The organism is Streptomyces sp. NPDC015171 (assembly GCF_043079545.1).
Taxonomy (GTDB): Bacteria; Actinomycetota; Actinomycetes; order Streptomycetales; family Streptomycetaceae; genus Streptomyces.
Genome location: NZ_JBIBUO010000014.1, coordinates 181,346 through 200,938 on the forward strand (window position 1 = coordinate 181,346; position 19,593 = coordinate 200,938).

Sequence of the window (19,593 nt, forward strand, 5' to 3'; positions counted from 1 at the left end):
CCTCAGCGCAGCGTCTCGGCCCAGTCGTCCGGCACCCGGCCCGCCGGGCCCGGGACCGGCTGCTCGGCGGGATGGCTGACCGGGGGCGCGAGTTCGGGCCCGGAGGCGTACAACTCGTCGGCGGCGTAGTCCCAGAACCAGCCCTCGCCCGGCTCGAAACTGCGGATCACCGGGTGTCCCGTCGCCCGGTAGTGGGCGGTGGCGTGCTTGGCGGGGGAGTCGTCGCAGCAGCCGATGTGCCCGCACTGCGCGCAGCGGCGCAGGTGGAACCACCAGCCGCCCGCCTCGTCGCACTCCCTGCAGCCCGTCCCGCTGGGCGGCACGAGCGGATCGATTCCGTCGGCGTCGGTCATACCGGCTCCTCGTCAGGGGTCTCGGCGGTCAGGGGCAGCAGCACCTGGAAGCGGGTGTCGCCGGGTACCGACTCGACCCGCAGGCTGCCGTGGTGCTTGTTGACGACGATCCGCCAGGAGATGTCGAGGCCGAGCCCGGTGCCCTCGCCGACCGGCTTGGTGGTGAAGAACGGGTCGAAGATCCGGTCCTTGATGTCCGGCGCGACGCCGGGCCCGGTGTCCCGGAACTCCACCAGCAGCTGCTCGTGGTCGCGCGCCGTCCGCACGGTCAGCGTGCCCTGGCCGCCCGCGCTCTTGATGGCGGATACGGCGTTGTCCACGAGGTTGGTCCACACCTGGTTCAGCTCCGCCGGGTAGGCGGGCACCGGCGGCAGCGTGCGGTCGTACTCCTTGACGAGCTCGATGCCGGGACCGAACTTCCCGGACAGCATCAGCAGCGTGCTGTCGAGGAGTTCGTGGACATCCGCCTCCCGGTACGGCGCCCGGTCCAGCTGCGAGTACTGCTTGGCCGCGTCGACCAGATGGGAGATACGGGTGGTGGAGTCCTCGATCTCGTTCATCAACAGCTCGGTCTCGATGGTGTAGTTGAGCCAGCCGACCGCGTTCGGCAGGATCGCCTCCTCCACCGCGGCGGCGACCTGCTCCAGCCAGTCCACGTCCAGGCCGGCCTGCACGAAGATGGGCGCCACCTGCCAGCCGGAGTCGATGCCGTGCTCCTCGAGCCAGTCGGTCAGCGTGTCCTCCCGGTCGGCCGCCTCCAGCGGGCTGAGCACCGGCGCCTTCGCCACCCGCTCGGCGGTCCGCTCCTGGACCTCGATCAGGCCGGCCAGCGACTCGCGTGAGAAGGGCCCCTCGGCGATCAGGGCGAGCTTGCGCCGCATCTTCGCGATCCGCTCCCGCAGGGTGGCGGTGGCCCGGACCGCCGCCGCCGCGGGGTTGTTCAGCTCGTGCGTGAGCCCCGCCGACAACGAGCCCAGTGCCAGCAGCCGTTCCCGCTGCCCGATCATCGCCTGGGTGTTCTTCGAGCCGAAGAACAGGCCCTCCAGCAGATGCACCGCCATCGGGAACCACTCGCGCATGACCTCCGCGAAGACGTCGGCGGGCAGCACGAAGAACCGGGTCGGCTCGGTGACCCGCATGGAGTTGTTGTAGCCCTGCCGCACCCGGTCGCCGAGGTAGGCCTGCATCGCGCCCGCGTACACCCCCGGCTGCGAGGTCCGGGTGACCTCGATGTCGTCACCGCCGACCCGCCGGGACAGCACCACCGTGCCCTCGATCATCACGAAGAAGCAGGTGGCGGCATCACCCTCGGTGTACACCGGGCCGGGCTGGAACAGCTCGACCCGACCCGCCGCGCACAGCCGGCCCAGCTGCTCGGAAGTCAGCTTCTCGAAGAGGAACAGCGAGCTGATCTCCTTGGGGCTGCACGGCATGACCTGTCCGCTCATGACTGCTCCAGATACCGGTGGACGAGCATCACGGCCATGGCTCCTTCGCCGACGGCCGACGCGACGCGCTTGGCCGACTCGGCGCGCGCGTCACCCGCGACGAACACGCCGGGAACACTGGTCTCCAGGTGGTACGGCGGCCGGTCCAGCTCCCAGCCGGCCGGCGGTCGCCCGTCGGCGGTCAGGTCGGGCCCTGCCAGGATGAAGCCGCGCCCGTCGCGCAGCACCGTGTCGCCCAGCCAGTCGGTCAGCGGGGCGGCGCCGATGAACACGAACATCCACTGGGCGTCGACCCGTTCGGTCTCCCCGGTCCCCGTGTGCCGCAGGGTCAGCTGCTCCAGGTGGTCCGAGCCGTGGGCCGAGTCCACCACCGTGCGGCTGCGCACCTGGATGTTCGGCGACTCGTTGATCTGCTGGATCAGGTAGTAGGACATGGACGCCGACAGATCCTCGCCGCGCACCAGCAGCGTCACGGACTTGGCGCCCCGGGACAGGTACATCGCCGCCTGGCCCGCCGAGTTGGCGCCGCCCACGATGTACACGTCCTGGTCCTGGCAGGCGGCGGCCTCGGTCAGCGCCGAGCCGTAGAACACCCCGCAGCCGGTCAGATCGAGGCAGCCGGCGGCCTCCAGCTGCCGGTACTGCACCCCGGTCGCCAGGATCACGCTGTGCGCGGCGATCGCCGAGCCGTCCGCGAACCGCACGACCCGGGCGGCGCCGTTGACCTCGAGTCCCGTCACCTCGCGTGCGGTCAGGATCTCGGCGCCGAACCGGGCCGCCTGCCGCCGTGCCCGGTCGGTGAGCTGGGCGCCGGACACGCCGTCCGGGAAGCCCAGGTAGTTCTCGATCCGGGAGCTCTGCCCGGCCTGGCCGCCGGTCGCCGACCGCTCGACCAGCACCGTCCTGAGGCCCTCCGAGGCCCCGTACACGGCGGCGCCGAGCCCCGCGGGACCGCCGCCGATCACGATGAGGTCGTAGAAGTCGGAGGTCGGCATGGTCGCCAGGCCCACCCGCGCGGCCAGTTCCGGCGCCTCCGGCTCGACCAGCACCGCACCGTCCGGCGTGATCACCAGCGGCAGCCGCTGCCCGTCCTGCCCGGCCGCCGTCAGCAGCCGCTGCCCCTCCGGCTCCTCCACCGAGTACCAGCGGTAGGGCACCTGGTTGCGGGCCAGGAACTCGCGCACGTCCGAGGAGCGCGCCGACCAGCGGTGGCCCACCACCTTGGTGCTCGGCACGGGCTTGTAGGCGCTGGTGCGCCACGACTCCAGCAGATCGTCGAGGACCGGGTAGAGCTTCTCCTCGGGCGGGTCCCACGGTTTGAGCAGATAGTGGTCGAGATCGACGACGTTGATCGCGTCGATCGCCGCGTTGGTGTCCGCGTACGCGGTCAGCAGCACCCGCCGCGCCCCCGGGTACACATCGAGCGCCTGCTCCAGGAACTCGATGCCGTTCATCTGCGGCATGCGGTAGTCGGCGAGGATCACCGCGACCAGGTCACCGCGCAGCTTCAGCTCGCGCAGCGCGTCCAGCGCGGAGTCACCGGACTCGGCGCGCACGACGCGGTACGACTCGCCGTAGCGCCGTCGGAGGTCCCGGGCGACGGCACGGGAGACCCCCGGGTCGTCGTCCACGGTCAGGATGACGGTCCGCGCTGTCTCGGCGGCCTGTGCCATGCCTCTCCCCACCCGAGTATCGGAATCCCGCGGAGCGGTGTCGTGGGGACCGCCGCACCGGTTCTCAGCCATCGTATGTTCGTTCGCCCGCCTTCGCTGCGGATACCGCGGGCCGTGATCGGCGACCCCCTGGGGATCGTGCGCGATCTCGTGGGAGAGATCATCGTGACCGTGTGCACCGGTGCCCGACGGCGGGCACCAGCACCACCGGACGCGGCGAGCACGAGGAGGCCCACGGATGACACGCCCGATCACGGCAGGGGTGGACGGTACGGAGGAGAGTCTGGCCGCGCTGGACTGGGCGGCCAGGGAGGCCGTACGCCGGGGGCTCCCCCTGCGTGTGGTGCACGCCTGGCGGTACGCCGAGGCGCTGCCCACGGCCGACCGGGACACCCAGCGGGGGTGGGTGTCCGAGGGGACGACGGAGGCCGTGCGCACCGTCGCCGAGCGGCACGCGGGGCTGACGGTGACCACCGACGTGGTGGAGGGCGGGGCCGCGCACGCGCTCGCCGAGGCTGCGGCCGGGGCCGAGATGCTGGTGCTCGGCTCGCGCGGCCACGGACGCGTCGTCGGGTTCCTGCTCGGCTCGGTCGGGCAGCAGGTGATCGCGGAGGCGGCCCGGCCCGTCGTCCTGGTGCGGGCCGGGGACGAGCCGACGGCGGAGGCGGCGGGACGGGACGTCGTCGTCGGCCAGCAGGGCGGTCCCGAGGACAGTGCGCAGGCGCTGCGGTTCGCGTTCGAGACGGCGGCGGCCCGCGGCGCGGCCGTGCGGGCCGTACGGGCGTGGACCCTGCCGCCGGTGTTCGCCTACAGCCCCGGCTCGCTCAAGCTGCTCGACGAGGCGGGCGGTCTCGAACCGTACGAGAAGCAGGCGCTGGCCGAGGCCGTCGGGCCCTGGCGCGAGCGGTTCCCCGAGGTGCCCGTGGCCGAACACGTCGAGATGGGCAGCGCGAGCCAGGTGCTGCTGTCGCTGTCCGGCGCGGCCCAGCTGATGGTCGTCGGGCGCCGGGCGCACCGTACGGCCGTCGGCGCCCGGATCGGCTCGGTCGCGCACGGCGTGCTGCACCACGCCGACTGCCCGGTGGCCGTGGTCCCGCACGAGTGAGCGGCCCGGGGCCGGCCGGCTCCCGGTCTACTCCGGGCCGGCCGGCCCCGGCGCGGTCCGCGCGCCGGGCAGCACGTTCGCGAGGTAGTCCTCGACCGCGCCGTCGATCCCTATGTCGTGCTGGGCGCGCTCGGACAGGTACCAGCGGTGTTCGAGCAGTTCGTGGTAGATCTGCGCCGGATCCATGGAGCCGCGCAGCTCCGGCGGCACCGCCCGCACGGTGGGCCGGAACACGTCCCGCACCCACCGGTGGGCCAGCACCTCCGGACGGGCCGCGAGGGGGTCGCCGGGCGCGTAGTCGTCCTGCGTGGCCATCCAGCTCTCCAGGTCGTTCAGCAGCCGCCGCGCCTGGTTCTCCTCGGTGTCGAGACCGGTCAGCCTGAGCAGCTGGCGCTGGTGGTGGCCGGCGTCCACGACCTTCGGCACGAAGGTGACCGTGTCGCCGTTCGAGGAGTGCTCGATCTGCATCTCGGCGACATCGAAACCGAGTTCGTTCAGGCGGCGGATCCGGCGCTCGATGTAGTGGTACTTGCCCGCCGGGTACACCGAGGTGCGGGTCAGCTCCTGCCACAGCCCCCGGTAGCGGGTGCAGATCTCGTGGCCGAACTCGATCGGGTCGACGGACGGGTGCAGCGCGCCGGACGCCTCCAGGTCCAGCAGCTCCCCGCTGATGTTGACGCGCGCCAGATCCAGGTCGTACTCCCGCTGCCCGGGGCTGAGCCGGGGGTGCAGGTCGCCGGTCTCGGCGTCGACCAGATAGGCCGCGAAGGCGCCCGCGTCCCGCCGGAACAGGGTGTTGGACAGCGAGCAGTCGCCCCAGGCGAAACCGGCCAGGTGGAGGCGGACCAGCAGTACGGCGAGGGCGTCCATCAGCCGGTGCATGGTCGCCGGGCGCATGGTCGTCTCGAACATCGACCGGTACGGCATCGAGCCGCGCAGATGCCGGGTGATCAGCACCGGCTCCAGCGGGTCGCCGGAGCGGTCGGTGCGCCCGGTGACCACGGCCAGCGGGTCCACGGCGGGGATGCCGAGCCGGTCCAGGTCGCGCAGCAGCTCGTACTCGCGCAGCGCGGGGCGTTCTGCCAGCTCCTTGACGGCGATCACCTCGTCGCCGGCGTGCGCGTAGCGCACCACGTGCCGGGAGATGCCCCGGGGCAGCGGCACCAGGTACTCCTCGGGCCACTCCGCCAGCGGGGTGTCCCAGGGCAGGGCGAGCAGGAGCGCGGGGTGCTCCGGGTTCGTGGCGTTGATCTGCAAGGCCATGGCACGAACCCTAAGGCCCCGGGCGTCTGTTCGGGCGGGCTCGGACCGGGTCCGCAGCCGCCCGGGACGTTCCGGGGCTCTCCGGCGGCGCCGCGCGGCGCTAGGAGGCGCGCTCCCGGGCCCGCTCGGCGGCGGCCCGTACCGAGCCGCGGTGGAGCGGCCCGTGGCCGGGCAGCAGGGTGTCGCCGTCCAGCGCGCCGATCAGTTCGAGGGAGGCCAGTGCCCGTGCGCGGTCGTGGTGGAAGAAGCCGGGCAGCAGCTGCGGGCCTGCGGACCGGCTGGTGGCGTGCCCGCTGACCAGTGCGTCCCCGGAGATCACCAGTCCGGCGTCGGGCAGGTGGTAGACGCAGTGGCCGTCCGTGTGGCCCGGTGTGTGCACGGGCACCGGCCGGCCCGGCAGGTCGAGCGGCCCCTCGGCGGGGAACGGTTCGGGCGCCGTGACGGGGTGCTGCTCCAGGCCGCCCACGCGGATCACGTGCACCGCCCAGGGGAGCACACCGGGCCGCCAGGCGTTGCGGACCACGTCGGCGACGGTCGCCTGCTGGAGGAACTCCCGGCGCGCGTGCGGGACTTCGGCCGGGTGCAGATAGACCGGGGTGCCGTGGGCGGCGCGCAGGTACTCGGCCGAGCCCAGGTGGTCGTTGTGCGCGTGGGTGATCAGGACGGCGGCGACCGCCTCCGGTGCGCTCCCCACCGCCGCCAGGGACTCCAGCAGCCCCGGCCGGTCCCCGGGATACCCGGTGTCCACCAGCGTGACGGCGTCGCCGTCCTTGAGGATCACCCAGTTGGTGTCGTGGCCGTGCACCAGATAGGTGTCGTCGGCGACTTGGCGTACGTCAGCCCGCATGATCTCCCCGAGCCCGGAGCGGTGGATCGTCGGGGACAGCCAATCAGACGGGGCGCCGAAGCGCACAGGAGGGCCCGGGTCAGCGCACCCCCTGTGGCCGGAACTGGATGCTGATCCGCGGACCCGTGGCGCGGCCGGTCTTGGGGACGCAGTGCTCCCAGGTGCGCTGGCAGGAGCCGCCCATCACGATGAGGTCGCCGTGGCCGAGGGGCCGGCGCACGGTGGTGCCGCCCCTGCCCGCCGGGCGCAGCAGCAGGTCCCGGGGTGCGCCGACGGAGAGGATCGCGACCATGGTGTCCTCGCGTGCGCCCCGCCCGATGCGGTCGCCGTGCCAGGCCACGCTGTCCCGCCCGTCGCGGTAGAAGCAGAGCCCCGCGGTGGTGAACGGCTCGCCCAGCTCCTCGGCGTAGTGCCGGGACAGCGCGGCGCGGGCCTCGTCCAGCACCGGGTGGGGGAGCGGGTCCTGGGCTCCGTAGTGGGCGAGCAGCCGGGGTACGGCGACCACGTTGTCGTACATCTTGCGGTGCTCCGCCCGCCAGGGCACGTCCGCCGCCAGCTGTTCGAACAGGGCGTCCGCCCCGCTCAGCCAGCCCGGCAGGACGTCGATCCAGGCGCCGGCGCCCAGCGGCGTCCGGCGCAGCCCGTCGAGCGGGCCGAGCCGCAGCTCGTCGGTCTGGTCGAACAGGGAGCCCTGGAGATGCGTGGACATGAGCCCAGCGTACTCCTTAATCGAAAATACGTTCCATTCGCATGGCGCCCGGCCGTGCTCGGGCCCTTCTCCCGTCCAGAGTCTTTCGATACATCGATGTATCCGATACATTCGCGTATCGAACGGGAGGGCGGAGCCGATGGAGTCGAGGAAGCCGGCGGAGTCGGGGGAGTCGGGGGAGTCGGGGCGAGGGGCGCCCAGGCGCGTCACCCGGCGCCGGGTCCGCACCCGCGCGCTGCTGCTCGACGCCGCGTTCTCGGTGTTCGCGGCCAAGGGCTTCGGACGGGTCTCCATCGAGGAGGTCTGCGAGGCGGCCGGGTTCAGCCGGGGTGCCTTCTACTCGAACTTCGCCACCCTGGACGAGCTGTTCTTCGCCCTCTACCAGGAGCGGGCCGACCTCATCGCCGCCCAGGTCGCCGACGCGTTCGCCGAGGACGGCCCCGACCTGGACGTCCCCGCCTCGGTGGACCGGGTCACCGAGGTGCTCCTGCTCGACGTGGACTGGCTGCTGGTGAAGACCGACTTCCTGGTGCACGCCGCCCGGGACCCGGCCGTCGCCCGCGCCCTCCTCGACCACCGCTCCCGGCTCCGGCAGGCCATCGCCGACCGGCTCTTCCGGGCCCGGGGGCACACCGGGCTGCCCGCCGTCCTGGGTGACGCGGACGGCGCCGCGCACGCGGTGGTCGCCGCGTACGACGGGGTCACCGTCCAGCTGCTGCTGGACAGGGACGTCGAGGCCGCCAGGGTCTGGCTCAAGCAGCTGCTCACCGCGCTGCTGACGGACGGCAGCCGCCCCCCTGTCTGAGCCCCACTGCACGAGCCCCCCCAGGAACCCCCAACGGCACCCCCGCACGAGCACCCCCGCACGAGCACCCTCGTACCGAGCACCGTCAGGAAGGACACAGTCGTCATGGACGCGGACGTCATCGTCGTCGGAGCGGGTCTCGCCGGCCTGGTCGCGGCGCACGAACTCACCAGCCGGGGCCGCCGGGTGGCCCTGGTCGACCAGGAGAACGCCGCCAACCTCGGCGGCCAGGCGTTCTGGTCCTTCGGCGGGCTCTTCCTCGTCGACTCGCCCGAGCAGCGCCGCCTCGGCATCAAGGACTCCTTCGGCCTCGCCTGGAACGACTGGCAGGGCAGCGCGCAGTTCGACCGGCTCGCCGACGAGGACTCCTGGGCCGTGCGCTGGGCCCGTGCCTACGTCGAGTTCGCGGCGGGCGAGAAGCGGTCCTGGCTCCAGGGGCACGGCATCGAACTGCTGCCCACCGTCGGCTGGGCCGAGCGCGGCGACCTGCGGGCGGACGGACACGGCAACTCCGTACCCCGCTTCCACATCGCCTGGGGCACCGGTACCGGTGTGGTCGAGCCCTTCGTGCGGTACGCCCGGCAGGCCGCCCGGGAGGGGCTGCTCGCCTTCCACCACCGCCACCGGGTGGACGAGCTGGTCATCGAGGACGGCACGGCACGCGGTGTGCGCGGCACCGTCCTCGCCCCCGACGACTCCCCGCGCGGTGTCGCCTCCGGCCGCGAGGGCGTGGGCGGTTTCGAACTCACCGCCCAGGCCGTCGTCCTGACCACCGGCGGCATCGGCGCCGACCACGACATCGTCCGCCGCTACTGGCCCGAACGGCTCGGCACGCCCCCGGCCGAGATGGTCACCGGCGTCCCGGCCTACGTCGACGGCCGGATGCTCGACATCAGCGCCGAGGCCGGCGTACGGCTGGTCAACCGCGACCGCATGTGGCACTACACAGAGGGCCTGCAGAACTGGAACCCCGTCTGGCCCGGCCACGGCATCCGCATCCTGCCCGGACCGTCGTCCATCTGGCTCGACGCGCTCGGCCGCCGGCTGCCCGACCCCTGCCTGCCCGGCTACGACACCCTCAGCACGCTCAAGTACCTGCGCACCACCGAGGACATCGCCGGGTACGACCACTCCTGGTTCATCCTCACCCGGAAGATCATCGAGAAGGAGTTCGCGCTCTCCGGCTCCGAGCAGAACCCCGACATCACGGCGAAGGACCGCAAGGCCGTACTGCGCGACCGGCTGCTCGGCAAGGGCGCCCCGGCACCGGTGCGGGCCTTCCTCGACAAGGGCGCGGACTTCGTCACGGCGGGCAGCCTCGAACGGCTGGTCGAGAAGATGAACGGCCTGACCGGCGAACCGCTGCTGGACGCGGCCGGGGTGCGCCGCCAGATCGAGGCCCGCGACCTGCAGATGGCCCAGCCGTACAGCAAGGACTCCCAGGTCCAGGGCATCCGCAACGCCCGCCGGTACATCGGCGACCGGCTCGGCCGGGTCGCCGCACCTCACCGCATCCTCGATCCGGCGGCGGGCCCCCTGATCGGGGTCCGGATGCATGTGCTGACCCGCAAGACCCTCGGCGGCATCCAGACCGACCTGGACTCCCGGGCGCTCGCCGCCGACGGCACCCCGGTCGAGGGGCTGTACGCGGCCGGCGAGGTGGCCGGGTTCGGCGGCGGCGGTGTCCACGGCTACAACGCCCTGGAGGGCACCTTCCTCGGCGGCTGCCTGTTCTCGGGCCGGGCAGCGGGCCGCCACGCGGCGGCGCAGACGGGCTGAGCCGGTCCGGCGGTTCGGTCCGGCGGTTCGGTCGGGCGGTTCGGCCCCGTGGGCCGGGCCGCCCGACCGCCTGCCCTCAGACCGTCGGTCGGTCAGTCAGTCCGACAGCAGTTCTTCCAGCACGTGGGCATGACCGGAATCCGGCCGCTTCGACGCCGTCAGCAGCGTCACCTGTCCCTCGGCGGCCGACTTCCGCAGTCCGTCGAGCAGCGCGGCGGCCTCCGGCGCGGCGAGCTCCGCCTCGTAGCGGCGGCGGAACTCCTCGTACGAGCCCTCGCCCCCGTGATACCAGGTGCGCAGCTCGCTCGACGGGGTCAGCTCCTTCGGCCACTCGTCCACCCGCGCCTCGTCCTTGGCGAGGCCGCGCGGCCACAGCCGGTCGACCAGCACGCGCAGGCCGTCGTCGGGCTCGGGTGGTTCGTAGATCCGGCGCACGCGCACGCTCACGGTCGAAGCCCTTCCAGATCGGGGACGGTTTCGCGAGCGTACTGCGGCACACCGGTCCGCCCGGGGCGGCCACGCGGCACGAATTGACCGGAACAAGGAAGAAAACGATCCACTTCCGTGCCTAATCTGACGGCCAGTCGATCACCGGTCACTCCCGAAGGAGCGCATGTGACGCCATCCGGCAGACAGCCCGCCCGTCGTCGTACCGCCGTCCTCGCCACCGTCCCCGTCGCCGTGGCGGCGCTGCTCGGCGCCGCCGCACCGGCGCCCGGCACCACCGGCGCGGCGGGCGCGGGCGACCCCTACTTCCCGCTCAGCGGCAACGGCGGCTACGACGTCCGCCACTACGATCTGACGCTCCGCTACGACACGGCCTCCCGCCGGCTGGACGGCACGGCCGTGCTCACCGCCCGTGCCACCCAGCGGCTGACCCGCTTCGACCTCGACCTGAAGGGGCTGAAGGTCACCGCCGTCACCGTCGACCGCACCGCCGCGGGCGTCCGGCGCGACGGCCAGGAACTCGTCGTCACCCCGCGCCACGCCCTGCGCGCCGGACAGGAGTTCCGCGTGACGGTCGCCTACCACGGCACCCCGGCGCCGGTCACCGACCCCGACGGCTCGGCGGACGGCTGGATCCGCACCGACGACGGCGCCTTCGTCGCGGGCGAGCCGCAGGGCGCGATGACCTGGTTCCCGGCCAACGGCCACCCCAGGGACAAGGCGTCGTACGACTTCACGATCACCGTGCCCAAGGGGCGCACCGCCGTCGCGAACGGCGTCCTGCTCGGCCTGCGCACCGCGCACGGGCTGACCACCTTCCGCTGGCGCGAGACCCAGCCCATGGCCGCCTACCTGGCCACCGCCACCATCGGGAAGTTCAAGACCGAGCGGTACACCACGCGCGACGGCATCCAGGTGTACAACGCGGTGGACTCCCGCGAGGCGCGCGCCGCCGAGCCCGTGCTGAAGAAGCTGCCCTCCGTGCTGGAGTGGGAGAGCAAGCTGTTCGGGCCGTACCCGTTCCGGGCGGCCGGCGCGATCGTCGACCACGCCCCGGACGTCGGCTACGCCCTGGAGACCCAGAGCCGGCCGGTCTACGACTCCGCGCCCGACCTCGCCACCCTCGTCCACGAGAGCGCCCACCAGTGGTTCGGTGACTCCGTCTCCCTCACCGCCTGGAAGGACATCTGGCTCAACGAGGGCTTCGCCACCTACGCCGAGTGGCTCTACACGGAGCAGCACGGCGGCCGCAGCGCCCAGCAGAGCTTCGACGCCCTGTACGCCCGGCCCGCGGGCGACGACCTGTGGGCCTACCCGCCCGGGAACCCGGGCAGCGGCGCCCGTATCTTCGGCACGCCCGTCTACGACCGCGGCGCCATGGCACTGCACCAGCTGCGCCGGGCCGTCGGCGACCGGGACTTCTTCCGGATCCTGCGCGCCTGGGCGACCGGGCACCGCGGCGGCCACGGCACCACCGCACAGTTCGTCAAGCTTGCCGAGCAGACCTCGGGGAAGGAGCTGAAGGAGCTGTTCCACACCTGGCTGTACACGTCGGGCAAGCCGAACAGCGCCTGATTCCTGACCGCTTCCAAACAACTGTCGGCCAAGGTCGTTCCATGATCCGACGCAGGACCGCCGTGGCACTCCTCGCCTCCCCGCTGCTGCTCACCGGCTGCGGCGGCGGAGCCGAGGCGATCGGGCGCCGGACCCCGGCCCGGCGCCCGGCACCGGCACCCGGCCGGGAGACGCCCACGGCGCCGGCACCCCGGGGCATACCCGGACTCGGTCCCGAGCGGAGCGCGGCGATACCCGAGCGCTGCGGCCAGGCCGTCGTCGTCACCGGGCGCGGCAGGAACTCCCCGCTCTGCACGGTCGTTCTGTACCGGCGCACCGGCACCGGCTGGCAGGCCGGGCCGGTCTGGCCGGCGCACAACGCGCTGCGCGGCTGGAGCGCCCACCACATGTCCGGCGACCTGCGCTCGCCGCTCGGCGTGTACACCCTCTCCGACGCCGGCGGCCTGCTCCCCGACCCCGGCAGCAGGCTCCCGTACCACCGCTCCGGCGGCTTCCACTCGCCCGGCACCGGCTTCAAGGGCGAACAGCTGGAGGGGGCCTTCGACTACGTCGTCGCCATCGACTACAACCGCGAGCGCGGCACCTCGCCGCTGGACTGGACCCGGCCCCTCGGCCCCGGGCGCGGCGGCGGGGTGTGGCTGCACGTCGACCACGGCGGACCCACCCACGGCTGCGTCAGCGTCTCCAAGGCGCATATGAAGGACCTCCTGCGCACCCTCGACCCCGGCCGGCATCCGGTCGTCGTCATGGGGTACGCCGACTGGCTCGCCCGCTGAGCAGCCTAAGATCCGAACTCGTGTGCGCACATGTACTGGTCGCCGAGGACGACGAGAAGCAGGCCGAACTGATCCGCCGCTCGCTGCTGGCCGAGGGGCACACCGCCACGGTGGTGCACGACGGCGCCGCCGCGCTCGACGCGGCCCGCCGGCTGCGGCCCGACATCGTCGTCCTCGATCTGATGCTCCCGGTCCTCGACGGCTTCGATGTGTGCCGGGCGCTGCGCGGCGGCGCCGGCGACCCCGGCATCCCGGTGGTGATGCTCACCGCCCGCTCGGCCGAGGAGGATCTGCTGCTCGGCCTCGAACTCGGCGCCGACGACTACCTCACCAAGCCGTACAGCCCGCGCGAGCTGATGGCCCGGATCCGTACGGTCCTGCGGCGCAGCGGGCGGGGCGTGGGAGCCCGGGAGGACGACCCCGTCGCGCGGGCCGCCGGGATCAGCGTCGACCCGGTACGGCACGAGGTGCGCTGCGACGGCGCACCGGTGGAGTGCACGCCGGCCGAGTTCCAGATCCTGCTGGCCATGGCGGGGGAGCCGGACCGGGTGTTCACCCGGCGGCAGCTGCTGCACTGCACCCGGGGCTTCGACCGGGCCCCGAACGGGCCGTCGACGTGCACATCATGAACCTCCGCCGCAAGATCGAGGCCGACCCGCGGCGGCCGGTCCGGCTGCTGACCGTGTTCGGCGTCGGCTACAAGCTGAGCGGCGTCCGGCCATGAGGCGCCGGGGGCCCCGGAGCGGCGGGCGGACGGCGGACCGGACCCTGCGGGCGGACGGCGCCGGGCCCGTGAAGCGCCGGATCCCGCTGCGCAAACGGCTGCTCGTCCGGCTGCTGTTCGTCTCCGCGCTGATCGCCGTCTGCTCGGTGGCCGCCACGGCCTGGCTCGCGGTGACCACCACCACCAGCGCCCTCAAGGAGGAGCAGGGCCAGGACCTGGCCGCCGACAACCGCATCCTCGCCCAGCTCAGCGGCTACGCGGCCACCCACTCCGACTGGTCGGGGGTGCGGCGCACCGTCAAGGAGCTGGCAGCCGCCACCGGGCGCCGGATCGCCCTCACCACCGCCGACCGCACCTTCGTCGCCGACTCCGCGCCCCGCGGCACCCCGCTGCCGCCCCGGCCGGCCGCCGGCATCGACCCGCTGCGCACCGACACGTACACCGAGACCGGCGCCCAGCTCAGCGGCATCGACCCGCGGGTGGTGGGTCCCTACCGGCTCCCGGCGAAGGAACGCGCCCGGCTCGCCGCGCTGGCCGCCAAGCGAAAGCAGTGCTTCGGGCAGTACGGTCTGCAGGCCGCGGTCGTACGGACCGCGAGCGGGCGGCCGGTCGTCACCCTCCCGGACGGCGCCGACCCGGCCGGCTACGGCGCCACCGTGTGCGAGGACGGACAGCTCAACATCCCCACGGCCACCGAGCGGCAGGCCCTGGACGCCCTGTCGGCGCTGGCCGAGCCCTGTCTGCATCAGGCCGGCCTCGACCCCGGCGGACGGCTCTATCTCACCTTCGACCCGAGCGGCAAGGACCCCTTCGCCGGCGGCTATCTGCTGGGCAAGTACTCCAAGCGGAGCTCCGGCGAGGCGGGGCGGGCCGCGCAGCGCTGTGTGCAGAGCGCCCGCCGTGCCCAGCTGGAACCCTATGTCGCCCCGGTGGCCGACCTGTTCCTCGGCATCGGCGACCAGAACCCGGCCCGGTTCGACATGTCACCGGCCAACAAGGGCAAGGTGGTCGGCGTGGCCGGCCTCGTCCTCGCTGTGACCGTCGCCGTCACCGCCGTCGTCGCCATCCGGCTGGTCCGGCCGCTGCGTGCGCTCACCCTCGCCGCACAGCAGCCGCCCGAGCTGCATGTACAGGTGCCGGTGACCACGCGGGACGAGACCGGCATCCTCGCCGAGGCGTTCAACGACCTGACCGAGCGGCGCCGGCGCCTGGAGGCCCAGCGCAAGGCCATGGTCAGCGATATCGCGCACGAGCTGCGCAGCCCGCTCACCAACATCCGCGGCTGGCTGGAGGTCGTCCGGGACGGTGTCGTCGACCCCGATCCGGCGCTGCTGGACTCGCTGCACGAGGAGGCGCTCGTCCTGCAGCGGATCATCGACGACCTCCAGGACCTCTCCGCCGCCGACGCCGGTACGCTGCGCGTGCACCGCGAGCCGCTGCGGGCCGGCGATCTCCTCGATCAGGTCGCCGCCGCCCACCGTGTCGCGGCCGACGCCACCGGGGTCGCGCTGCGCACCGAGGCCGACGCCGCCGCCTGGCTGGACGCCGACCCGGTCCGGATGCGGCAGGCCCTCGGCAATCTGGTCTCCAACGCGCTGCGGCACACCCCGGCGGGCGGCACGGTCACGCTCGTCGCGCGCCGGGACGGCGACGACGTCGTGCTCACCGTCACCGACACCGGTCCCGGTCTCGCGCCCGAGGATCTGCCGCATGTCTTCGAACGGTTCTGGCGCGCGGAGAAGTCCCGCAGCCGTCGCACCGGTGGCAGCGGGCTGGGCCTGCCGATCGTCCGCCACCTGGTAGCCGCCCACGGCGGCACCGCCGACGTGGCGAGCGAGCCGGGGGAGGGCGCGGTGTTCACCCTGCGCCTCCCGTCCGGCCCGTCCCCCGGCGACGAGACGTGAGGGGGCGAGGCGGGGCCGGTGCCTGAACGGGGCGCCGGGCGGGCCCCCTGGCAGGTCATCAGCCCGAGCGGGGACGGGAGCGGGCGCGGCGCGCGAGCGCCCGGCGTTCGAGTTCCGTCGTACCGCCCCAGACGCCGATGCTCTGGCCCGTGTTCAGCGCCCAGTCGAGGCACTGTTCCCGGACCGGGCAGCGCCCGCACACTTCCTTGGCCTGCTGGGCCTGCACCAGCGCCGGACCGGTGGTGCCGATCGGGAAGAACAGGTCGGGGTCCTCGTGGCGGCAGATGGCGTGGTCGCGCCAGTTGTCCATCGCGGTCTCCTGGATCGGATCGTAGTCGGCAGTGGTCTGTCGCATGCGGTCCGCACGCGTCCTCCGGTTCGGGTGACCGGCCGGGCGGGGTGTGAAACGGAATGACAGCAGATGGTTCGGGTGACGCGCGTGTACCGGCCACGCGGGGGGCCGTTCGCCCTCGACGGGGGGCGCGGAGCGCACGGCTCCGCCCGACCGGGCCCAGGCGGCGTTTGAGTTCGGGCGCCCCGGCCCGCACCCGACGACTGCCGTCCCCCGCGCGCCTGCCCCACCCCACGCCGAACGGCCGGTCGCCTGCGCGGTGACGGGCACGGGGAGGGGGCGCATGACCGGGCGTCAGGCCCTCGGCGGCCGGTGACCACCGAGTCCTCGGCAGCGCGCGCCCCGGCGCCGGCCCCGCCCGCACCCGCTGCCCCGCCCCGGGCCCTCAGCCGTGCCGCGCCGCCCCCCCCGAGCCCTCAGCCGCGCAGCGCCTCGCCCGCCGTCGCCGTCACGGCGTCGGCCAGGGCCGCCAGCGCGGGGGAGTCGAGTTTCCACTGCTGCCAGTGGAGCGTGACGTCCATCCACTCGCCGGGGGCGAGCACGATCAACCGCCCCTGGTCCAGCAGGGGGCCGGCCTGCACCTCCGGGACCATGCCCCAGCCGAGCCCGGCGACGACCGTGTCCAGGAACCCCTCCGAGGTGGGCACATGGTGCCGGACCGGGCCGGCGGCCCCGCGGCCGAGCCGGCGGACGAAGCGGTCCTGGAAGTCGTCCTTGCGGTCGAACACCACGACAGGGGCCCGGGACAGTGCCTCGGGCAGCGGCCGGCCGGCCAGCCGGGCGGCGGCGAACTCCGGCGCGGAGACCGGCAGATAGCGCATCCGGCCGAGCGGCCGGACCGTGCAGCCGGGCACCGGGTCGGGCGAGGAGGTCACCGCCGCCATGACCAGACCCTCGCGCAGCAGCGCCGCCGTGTGCGCCTCGTCCTCCCGGTGCAGCTCGAAGGTGAGGCCCTCGACCCGGCTCAGGGCCGGCAGGAACCAGGTCGCGAGCGAGTCCGCGTTCACCGCGACCGACACCCGTGTCGGCTCCCCGCCGCCGCTCAGCCCCAGCTCGCCCCAGGCGTCCCGCTCCAGCCGGGCGAGCTGCCGGGCGTACCGCACCAGCACCGCGCCGGACTCCGTGGGCCGTACCGGTTTGGTGCGCTGGAGCAGGACCCGGCCGGTGCGCTGTTCGAGGGCCTTCACACGCTGGCTGACCGCCGACGGCGTCACGTGCAGGGCGGCGGCGGCCGCGTCGAAGGTGCCCTCGTCCACCACGGCCAGCAGCGTCCGCACCTGCTCCGAGGGTAGCTCTGTCATCACAAGTGCTAAGGGTACGTAAAAATCTTTAGCTGTACTTGTGCCCCGGGACTTTCTAGCGTCGGCGGCATGACGCACGCCCTGACCGCCGCGGTCGCCGGATTCGGCACCGGCCTCTCCCTGATCGTCGCCATCGGCGCCCAGAACGCCTTCGTCCTGCGGCAGGGGGTGCGCCGGGACGCGGTCCTCGCCGTGGTCGGCATCTGCGCCCTGTCCGACGCGCTGCTGATCGCCCTCGGCGTGGGCGGGGTCGGTGCCGTGGTGGTGGCCTGGCCGGGCGCGCTGCGGGCGATCGGGCTCGTCGGCGGCGCCTTTCTCCTCTGCTACGGCGCGCTGGCCGCCCGCCGGGTGCTGCGGCCCGGCACCGGGCTGCGCGCGGAGGGCGGGACGGCCGGCTCGCGCCGCCGGGCGGTGCTCACCTGCCTCGCCATGACCTGGCTGAACCCGCACGTCTATCTCGACACCGTGTTCCTGCTCGGCTCCCTCGCCGCCGACCGGGGCCCGCTGCGCTGGACCTTCGGACTCGGCGCCGCGTTCGCCAGCCTGTGCTGGTTCGCCGCGCTCGGCTTCGGCGCCCGGCTGCTCGGCCGGTACCTGGCCAGGCCCGGCGCCTGGCGGGTGCTGGACGGCCTGGTCGCCGTGACCATGCTGGGTCTGGGCGCGGTCCTGGTCGCCGGGTCCTGAGCCGGATCCCCTCGTCGCGCAGGCGGTGTTGCTGTGATAGTTAGGCTGTCGAAGCGAAAAGATGTAGCGAGCAACCAGGACGGCCGTGGACACCAGCGAGAGCAGCAGCACCGAGACCGACACCGCGGGCCCGTCGGCCGAGGCCCCGCCCGGGCGCGGCTGGCGCCGCTGGGCGATGGACACCCGCCCGCTGCGCATCCCCGCCTACCGGCGCCTGTGGTCGTCGACCATCGTCACCGCCGTCGGCAGCCAGCTCACCGCCGTCGCCGTACCGAAGCAGATCTACGACATCACCCACTCCTCGGCGTGGGTCGGCTACGCGAGCCTCGCCGGCCTGGTGCCCATGGTCGTCTTCGCGCTGTGGGGCGGTGCGGTCGCCGACACCGTGGACCGCCGCAAACTGCTGCTGGTCACCAATACCGGCATCGCGGTGACCTCGCTGCTGTTCTGGGCGCAGGCGGCGACCGGTCTCGACTCGGTCGTCGTCCTCATGGTGCTGCTCGCGCTGCAACAGGCGTTCTTCGGGCTCAACGCGCCCGCCCGCACCGCCTCCATCGCCCGGCTGGTGCCCGCCGAGCAGCTGCCGGCCGCGGGTGCGCTGGGCTCGACGGTGATGCAGACCGGTCTGGTGGCCGGGCCGCTGCTCGCCGGTGTGCTCATCCCGGTCATCGGGCTGCCCGAGCTGTACCTGATCGACGCGCTGGCGCTGTGCGTGACGGTGTGGGCCGTGTTCCGGCTGCCCGCCCTGCCGCCGCTCGGCGAGGCCGGTGCCCGGCGTGCCGGTGTGCGCGAGATAGCCGACGGCTTCCGGTACATGTCACGGCACCCGGTGCTGCTGCTGTCCTTCCTGGCCGACATCGTCGCCATGGTCCTCGGCATGCCCCGCGCCCTCTTCCCACAGCTGGCGGCGGAGAGCTACGGCTCCTACGGCGAGGGCCTCGCGCTCGGCGTGCTGTTCGCCGGCATCCCGGTCGGCGCGGTGCTCGGCGGCCTCTTCTCGGGGGTGTTCTCGCGGGCCCGCCGGCACGGCTGGATGGTGATCGGGTCGGTCGTCGGCTGGGGTGTGGCCATCGCCGGGTTCGGGCTGAGCGGGAACCTCTGGGCGGCCATGGCCTTCCTCGCCGTGGCCGGCGTCGCCGACATGGTCTCCATGGTCTTCCGCGGTGCGATCCTGCTGTCGGCCGCCACCGACGAGATGCGCGGCCGGATGCAGGGGGTGTTCACGGTGGTCGTCGCCGGCGGGCCGCGGCTGGCCGACGCGCTGCACGGCACCGCCGGTTCGGTGTTCGGCCCGCGGGCGGCCGTCGCGGGCGGCGGCGTCCTGGTCGTCGTGGTGATGCTGGCCCTGGCCGGTGCCGTCCCCGCGCTGCGCCGCTACCGGATCTGACGGCCTACAGCGGACCCCGCCGGCGCAGCGAGTACTGGTCCATGAGCTTGCCGCGGGTCGTCTCGAGCCGGTGGGCGAGGATCTCGGCCACCGTCCGCACCACCGAGAGCCCGAGCAGCGGGTCCTCCACGCACACCGCGAGCACCGACGGCCCGTCGAACTGGTAGGCCCGTACGTTGCTGAACGCCACCGCGCCGAAGTCCCACTGGTAGGGCGGGAACAGCCAGGACCAGCCGAGCAGGTCGCCCGCGCCGAGCGTGGCCACGGTCACCCGCTGCCGGGCGGTGACCTGCTGGTCCAGATGGACGGCGCCCGAGCGGATCACCCAGAACCGGTCGGCCGTGCCGCCCGGCTCGAAGATGCGGGTGTCCTCCGGGAAGGAGACTTCCTCGGCCAGCTCCATCAGGCGCTCGCGCTGCGCCTGCGGCAGCGCGGTGAGCAGTTTGATCGCTTTGGTCATG

Annotated in this window: 18 protein-coding genes and 1 pseudogene; 9 read left to right on the top strand and 10 right to left on the bottom strand. The window is 73.5% G+C overall.

Annotated elements, in window-relative coordinates:
* Positions 1-2: 2 nt before the first annotated feature.
* Genes ACF073_RS31925 through ACF073_RS31935 form a run of 3 tightly spaced genes read right to left on the bottom strand, consistent with a single transcriptional unit; the run spans position 3 to position 3,474 of the window.
* Complete coding sequence (locus ACF073_RS31925) at positions 3-353, bottom strand: UBP-type zinc finger domain-containing protein (RefSeq protein WP_392074910.1); 351 nt, start codon at positions 351-353, stop codon at positions 3-5.
* Positions 350-1,801 (bottom strand): ATP-binding protein, encoded by a 1,452-nt coding sequence (locus ACF073_RS31930; RefSeq protein ID WP_392074911.1) that lies wholly within the window; start codon positions 1,799-1,801, stop codon positions 350-352. The genes ACF073_RS31925 and ACF073_RS31930 overlap by 4 nt, the downstream gene beginning before the upstream one ends.
* Positions 1,798-3,474 (bottom strand): FAD-dependent oxidoreductase, encoded by a 1,677-nt coding sequence (locus ACF073_RS31935; protein ID WP_392074912.1) that lies wholly within the window; start codon positions 3,472-3,474, stop codon positions 1,798-1,800. Before ACF073_RS31935 ends, ACF073_RS31930 begins: the two co-directional genes overlap by 4 nt.
* Positions 3,475-3,712: 238 nt before the next feature.
* Here ACF073_RS31935 and ACF073_RS31940 point away from each other — a divergent pair, with 238 nt between their 5' ends.
* The gene (locus tag ACF073_RS31940) at positions 3,713-4,579 is read left to right on the top strand and encodes a universal stress protein (protein ID WP_392074913.1); all 867 of its coding nucleotides are present in this window, start codon (positions 3,713-3,715) and stop codon (positions 4,577-4,579) included.
* A gap of 27 nt (positions 4,580-4,606) precedes the next feature.
* On the opposite strand, the gene ACF073_RS31945 is transcribed toward ACF073_RS31940, so the two are convergent.
* From ACF073_RS31945 to ACF073_RS31955, 3 genes are all read right to left on the bottom strand, one after another.
* Positions 4,607-5,842 carry a DUF4032 domain-containing protein gene (locus ACF073_RS31945; protein WP_392074914.1) on the bottom strand — a complete coding sequence of 412 codons (1,236 nt, stop codon included), beginning with the start codon at positions 5,840-5,842 and terminating at the stop codon, positions 4,607-4,609.
* Between the two features lie 100 nt (positions 5,843-5,942).
* Positions 5,943-6,689 carry an MBL fold metallo-hydrolase gene (locus ACF073_RS31950; protein ID WP_392074915.1) on the bottom strand — a complete coding sequence of 249 codons (747 nt, stop codon included), beginning with the start codon at positions 6,687-6,689 and terminating at the stop codon, positions 5,943-5,945.
* Between the two features lie 79 nt (positions 6,690-6,768).
* Positions 6,769-7,398 (bottom strand): alpha-ketoglutarate-dependent dioxygenase AlkB family protein, encoded by a 630-nt coding sequence (locus ACF073_RS31955; protein WP_392074916.1) that lies wholly within the window; start codon positions 7,396-7,398, stop codon positions 6,769-6,771.
* Between the two features lie 139 nt (positions 7,399-7,537).
* Between ACF073_RS31955 and ACF073_RS31960 the strand changes: the two genes are divergently transcribed.
* Positions 7,538-8,203, top strand: a complete 666-nt coding sequence (locus tag ACF073_RS31960; protein ID WP_392074917.1) for a TetR/AcrR family transcriptional regulator — start codon at positions 7,538-7,540, stop codon at positions 8,201-8,203.
* 105 nt (positions 8,204-8,308) lie between these two features.
* The gene (locus tag ACF073_RS31965; RefSeq protein WP_392074918.1) at positions 8,309-9,982 is read left to right on the top strand and encodes an FAD-binding dehydrogenase; all 1,674 of its coding nucleotides are present in this window, start codon (positions 8,309-8,311) and stop codon (positions 9,980-9,982) included.
* A gap of 96 nt (positions 9,983-10,078) precedes the next feature.
* Here ACF073_RS31965 and ACF073_RS31970 read toward each other — a convergent pair whose 3' ends face one another.
* Positions 10,079-10,429 (bottom strand): DUF488 domain-containing protein, encoded by a 351-nt coding sequence (locus ACF073_RS31970; RefSeq protein WP_392074919.1) that lies wholly within the window; start codon positions 10,427-10,429, stop codon positions 10,079-10,081.
* A 168-nt stretch (positions 10,430-10,597) separates the two neighbouring features.
* On the opposite strand from ACF073_RS31970, the gene ACF073_RS31975 reads away from it, so the two are divergent.
* From ACF073_RS31975 to ACF073_RS31990, 4 genes and pseudogenes are all read left to right on the top strand, one after another.
* Entirely contained in the window at positions 10,598-12,004 is a 1,407-nt protein-coding gene (locus tag ACF073_RS31975) for a M1 family metallopeptidase (RefSeq protein WP_392074920.1), read from the top strand.
* 41 nt (positions 12,005-12,045) lie between these two features.
* Entirely contained in the window at positions 12,046-12,780 is a 735-nt protein-coding gene (locus tag ACF073_RS31980) for a L,D-transpeptidase family protein (protein ID WP_392074921.1), read from the top strand.
* 20 nt (positions 12,781-12,800) lie between these two features.
* Positions 12,801-13,504: pseudogene (locus tag ACF073_RS31985) on the top strand (response regulator transcription factor).
* 68 nt (positions 13,505-13,572) lie between these two features.
* The gene (locus tag ACF073_RS31990) at positions 13,573-15,408 is read left to right on the top strand and encodes a sensor histidine kinase (protein ID WP_392074922.1); all 1,836 of its coding nucleotides are present in this window, start codon (positions 13,573-13,575) and stop codon (positions 15,406-15,408) included.
* Between the two features lie 58 nt (positions 15,409-15,466).
* Here the strand turns inward: ACF073_RS31990 and ACF073_RS31995 are convergent, their stop codons facing one another.
* Both ACF073_RS31995 and ACF073_RS32000 read right to left on the bottom strand, forming a co-directional pair.
* Positions 15,467-15,718, bottom strand: coding sequence for a WhiB family transcriptional regulator (locus tag ACF073_RS31995; protein ID WP_392074942.1), 252 nt, complete (start codon positions 15,716-15,718; stop codon positions 15,467-15,469).
* 458 nt (positions 15,719-16,176) lie between these two features.
* Positions 16,177-17,064 (bottom strand): LysR family transcriptional regulator ArgP, encoded by an 888-nt coding sequence (locus ACF073_RS32000; RefSeq protein ID WP_392074923.1) that lies wholly within the window; start codon positions 17,062-17,064, stop codon positions 16,177-16,179.
* Between the two features lie 66 nt (positions 17,065-17,130).
* Between ACF073_RS32000 and ACF073_RS32005 the strand changes: the two genes are divergently transcribed.
* Positions 17,131-17,745 carry a LysE/ArgO family amino acid transporter gene (locus ACF073_RS32005; protein ID WP_392074924.1) on the top strand — a complete coding sequence of 205 codons (615 nt, stop codon included), beginning with the start codon at positions 17,131-17,133 and terminating at the stop codon, positions 17,743-17,745.
* A gap of 85 nt (positions 17,746-17,830) precedes the next feature.
* Positions 17,831-19,132 carry an MFS transporter gene (locus tag ACF073_RS32010; RefSeq protein WP_392074925.1) on the top strand — a complete coding sequence of 434 codons (1,302 nt, stop codon included), beginning with the start codon at positions 17,831-17,833 and terminating at the stop codon, positions 19,130-19,132.
* Between the two features lie 4 nt (positions 19,133-19,136).
* Here ACF073_RS32010 and ACF073_RS32015 read toward each other — a convergent pair whose 3' ends face one another.
* On the bottom strand, positions 19,137-19,592 hold the full coding sequence (locus ACF073_RS32015; protein WP_392074926.1) for a cyclic nucleotide-binding domain-containing protein: 456 nt from the start codon (positions 19,590-19,592) through the stop codon (positions 19,137-19,139).
* Position 19,593 lies beyond the last annotated feature (1 nt).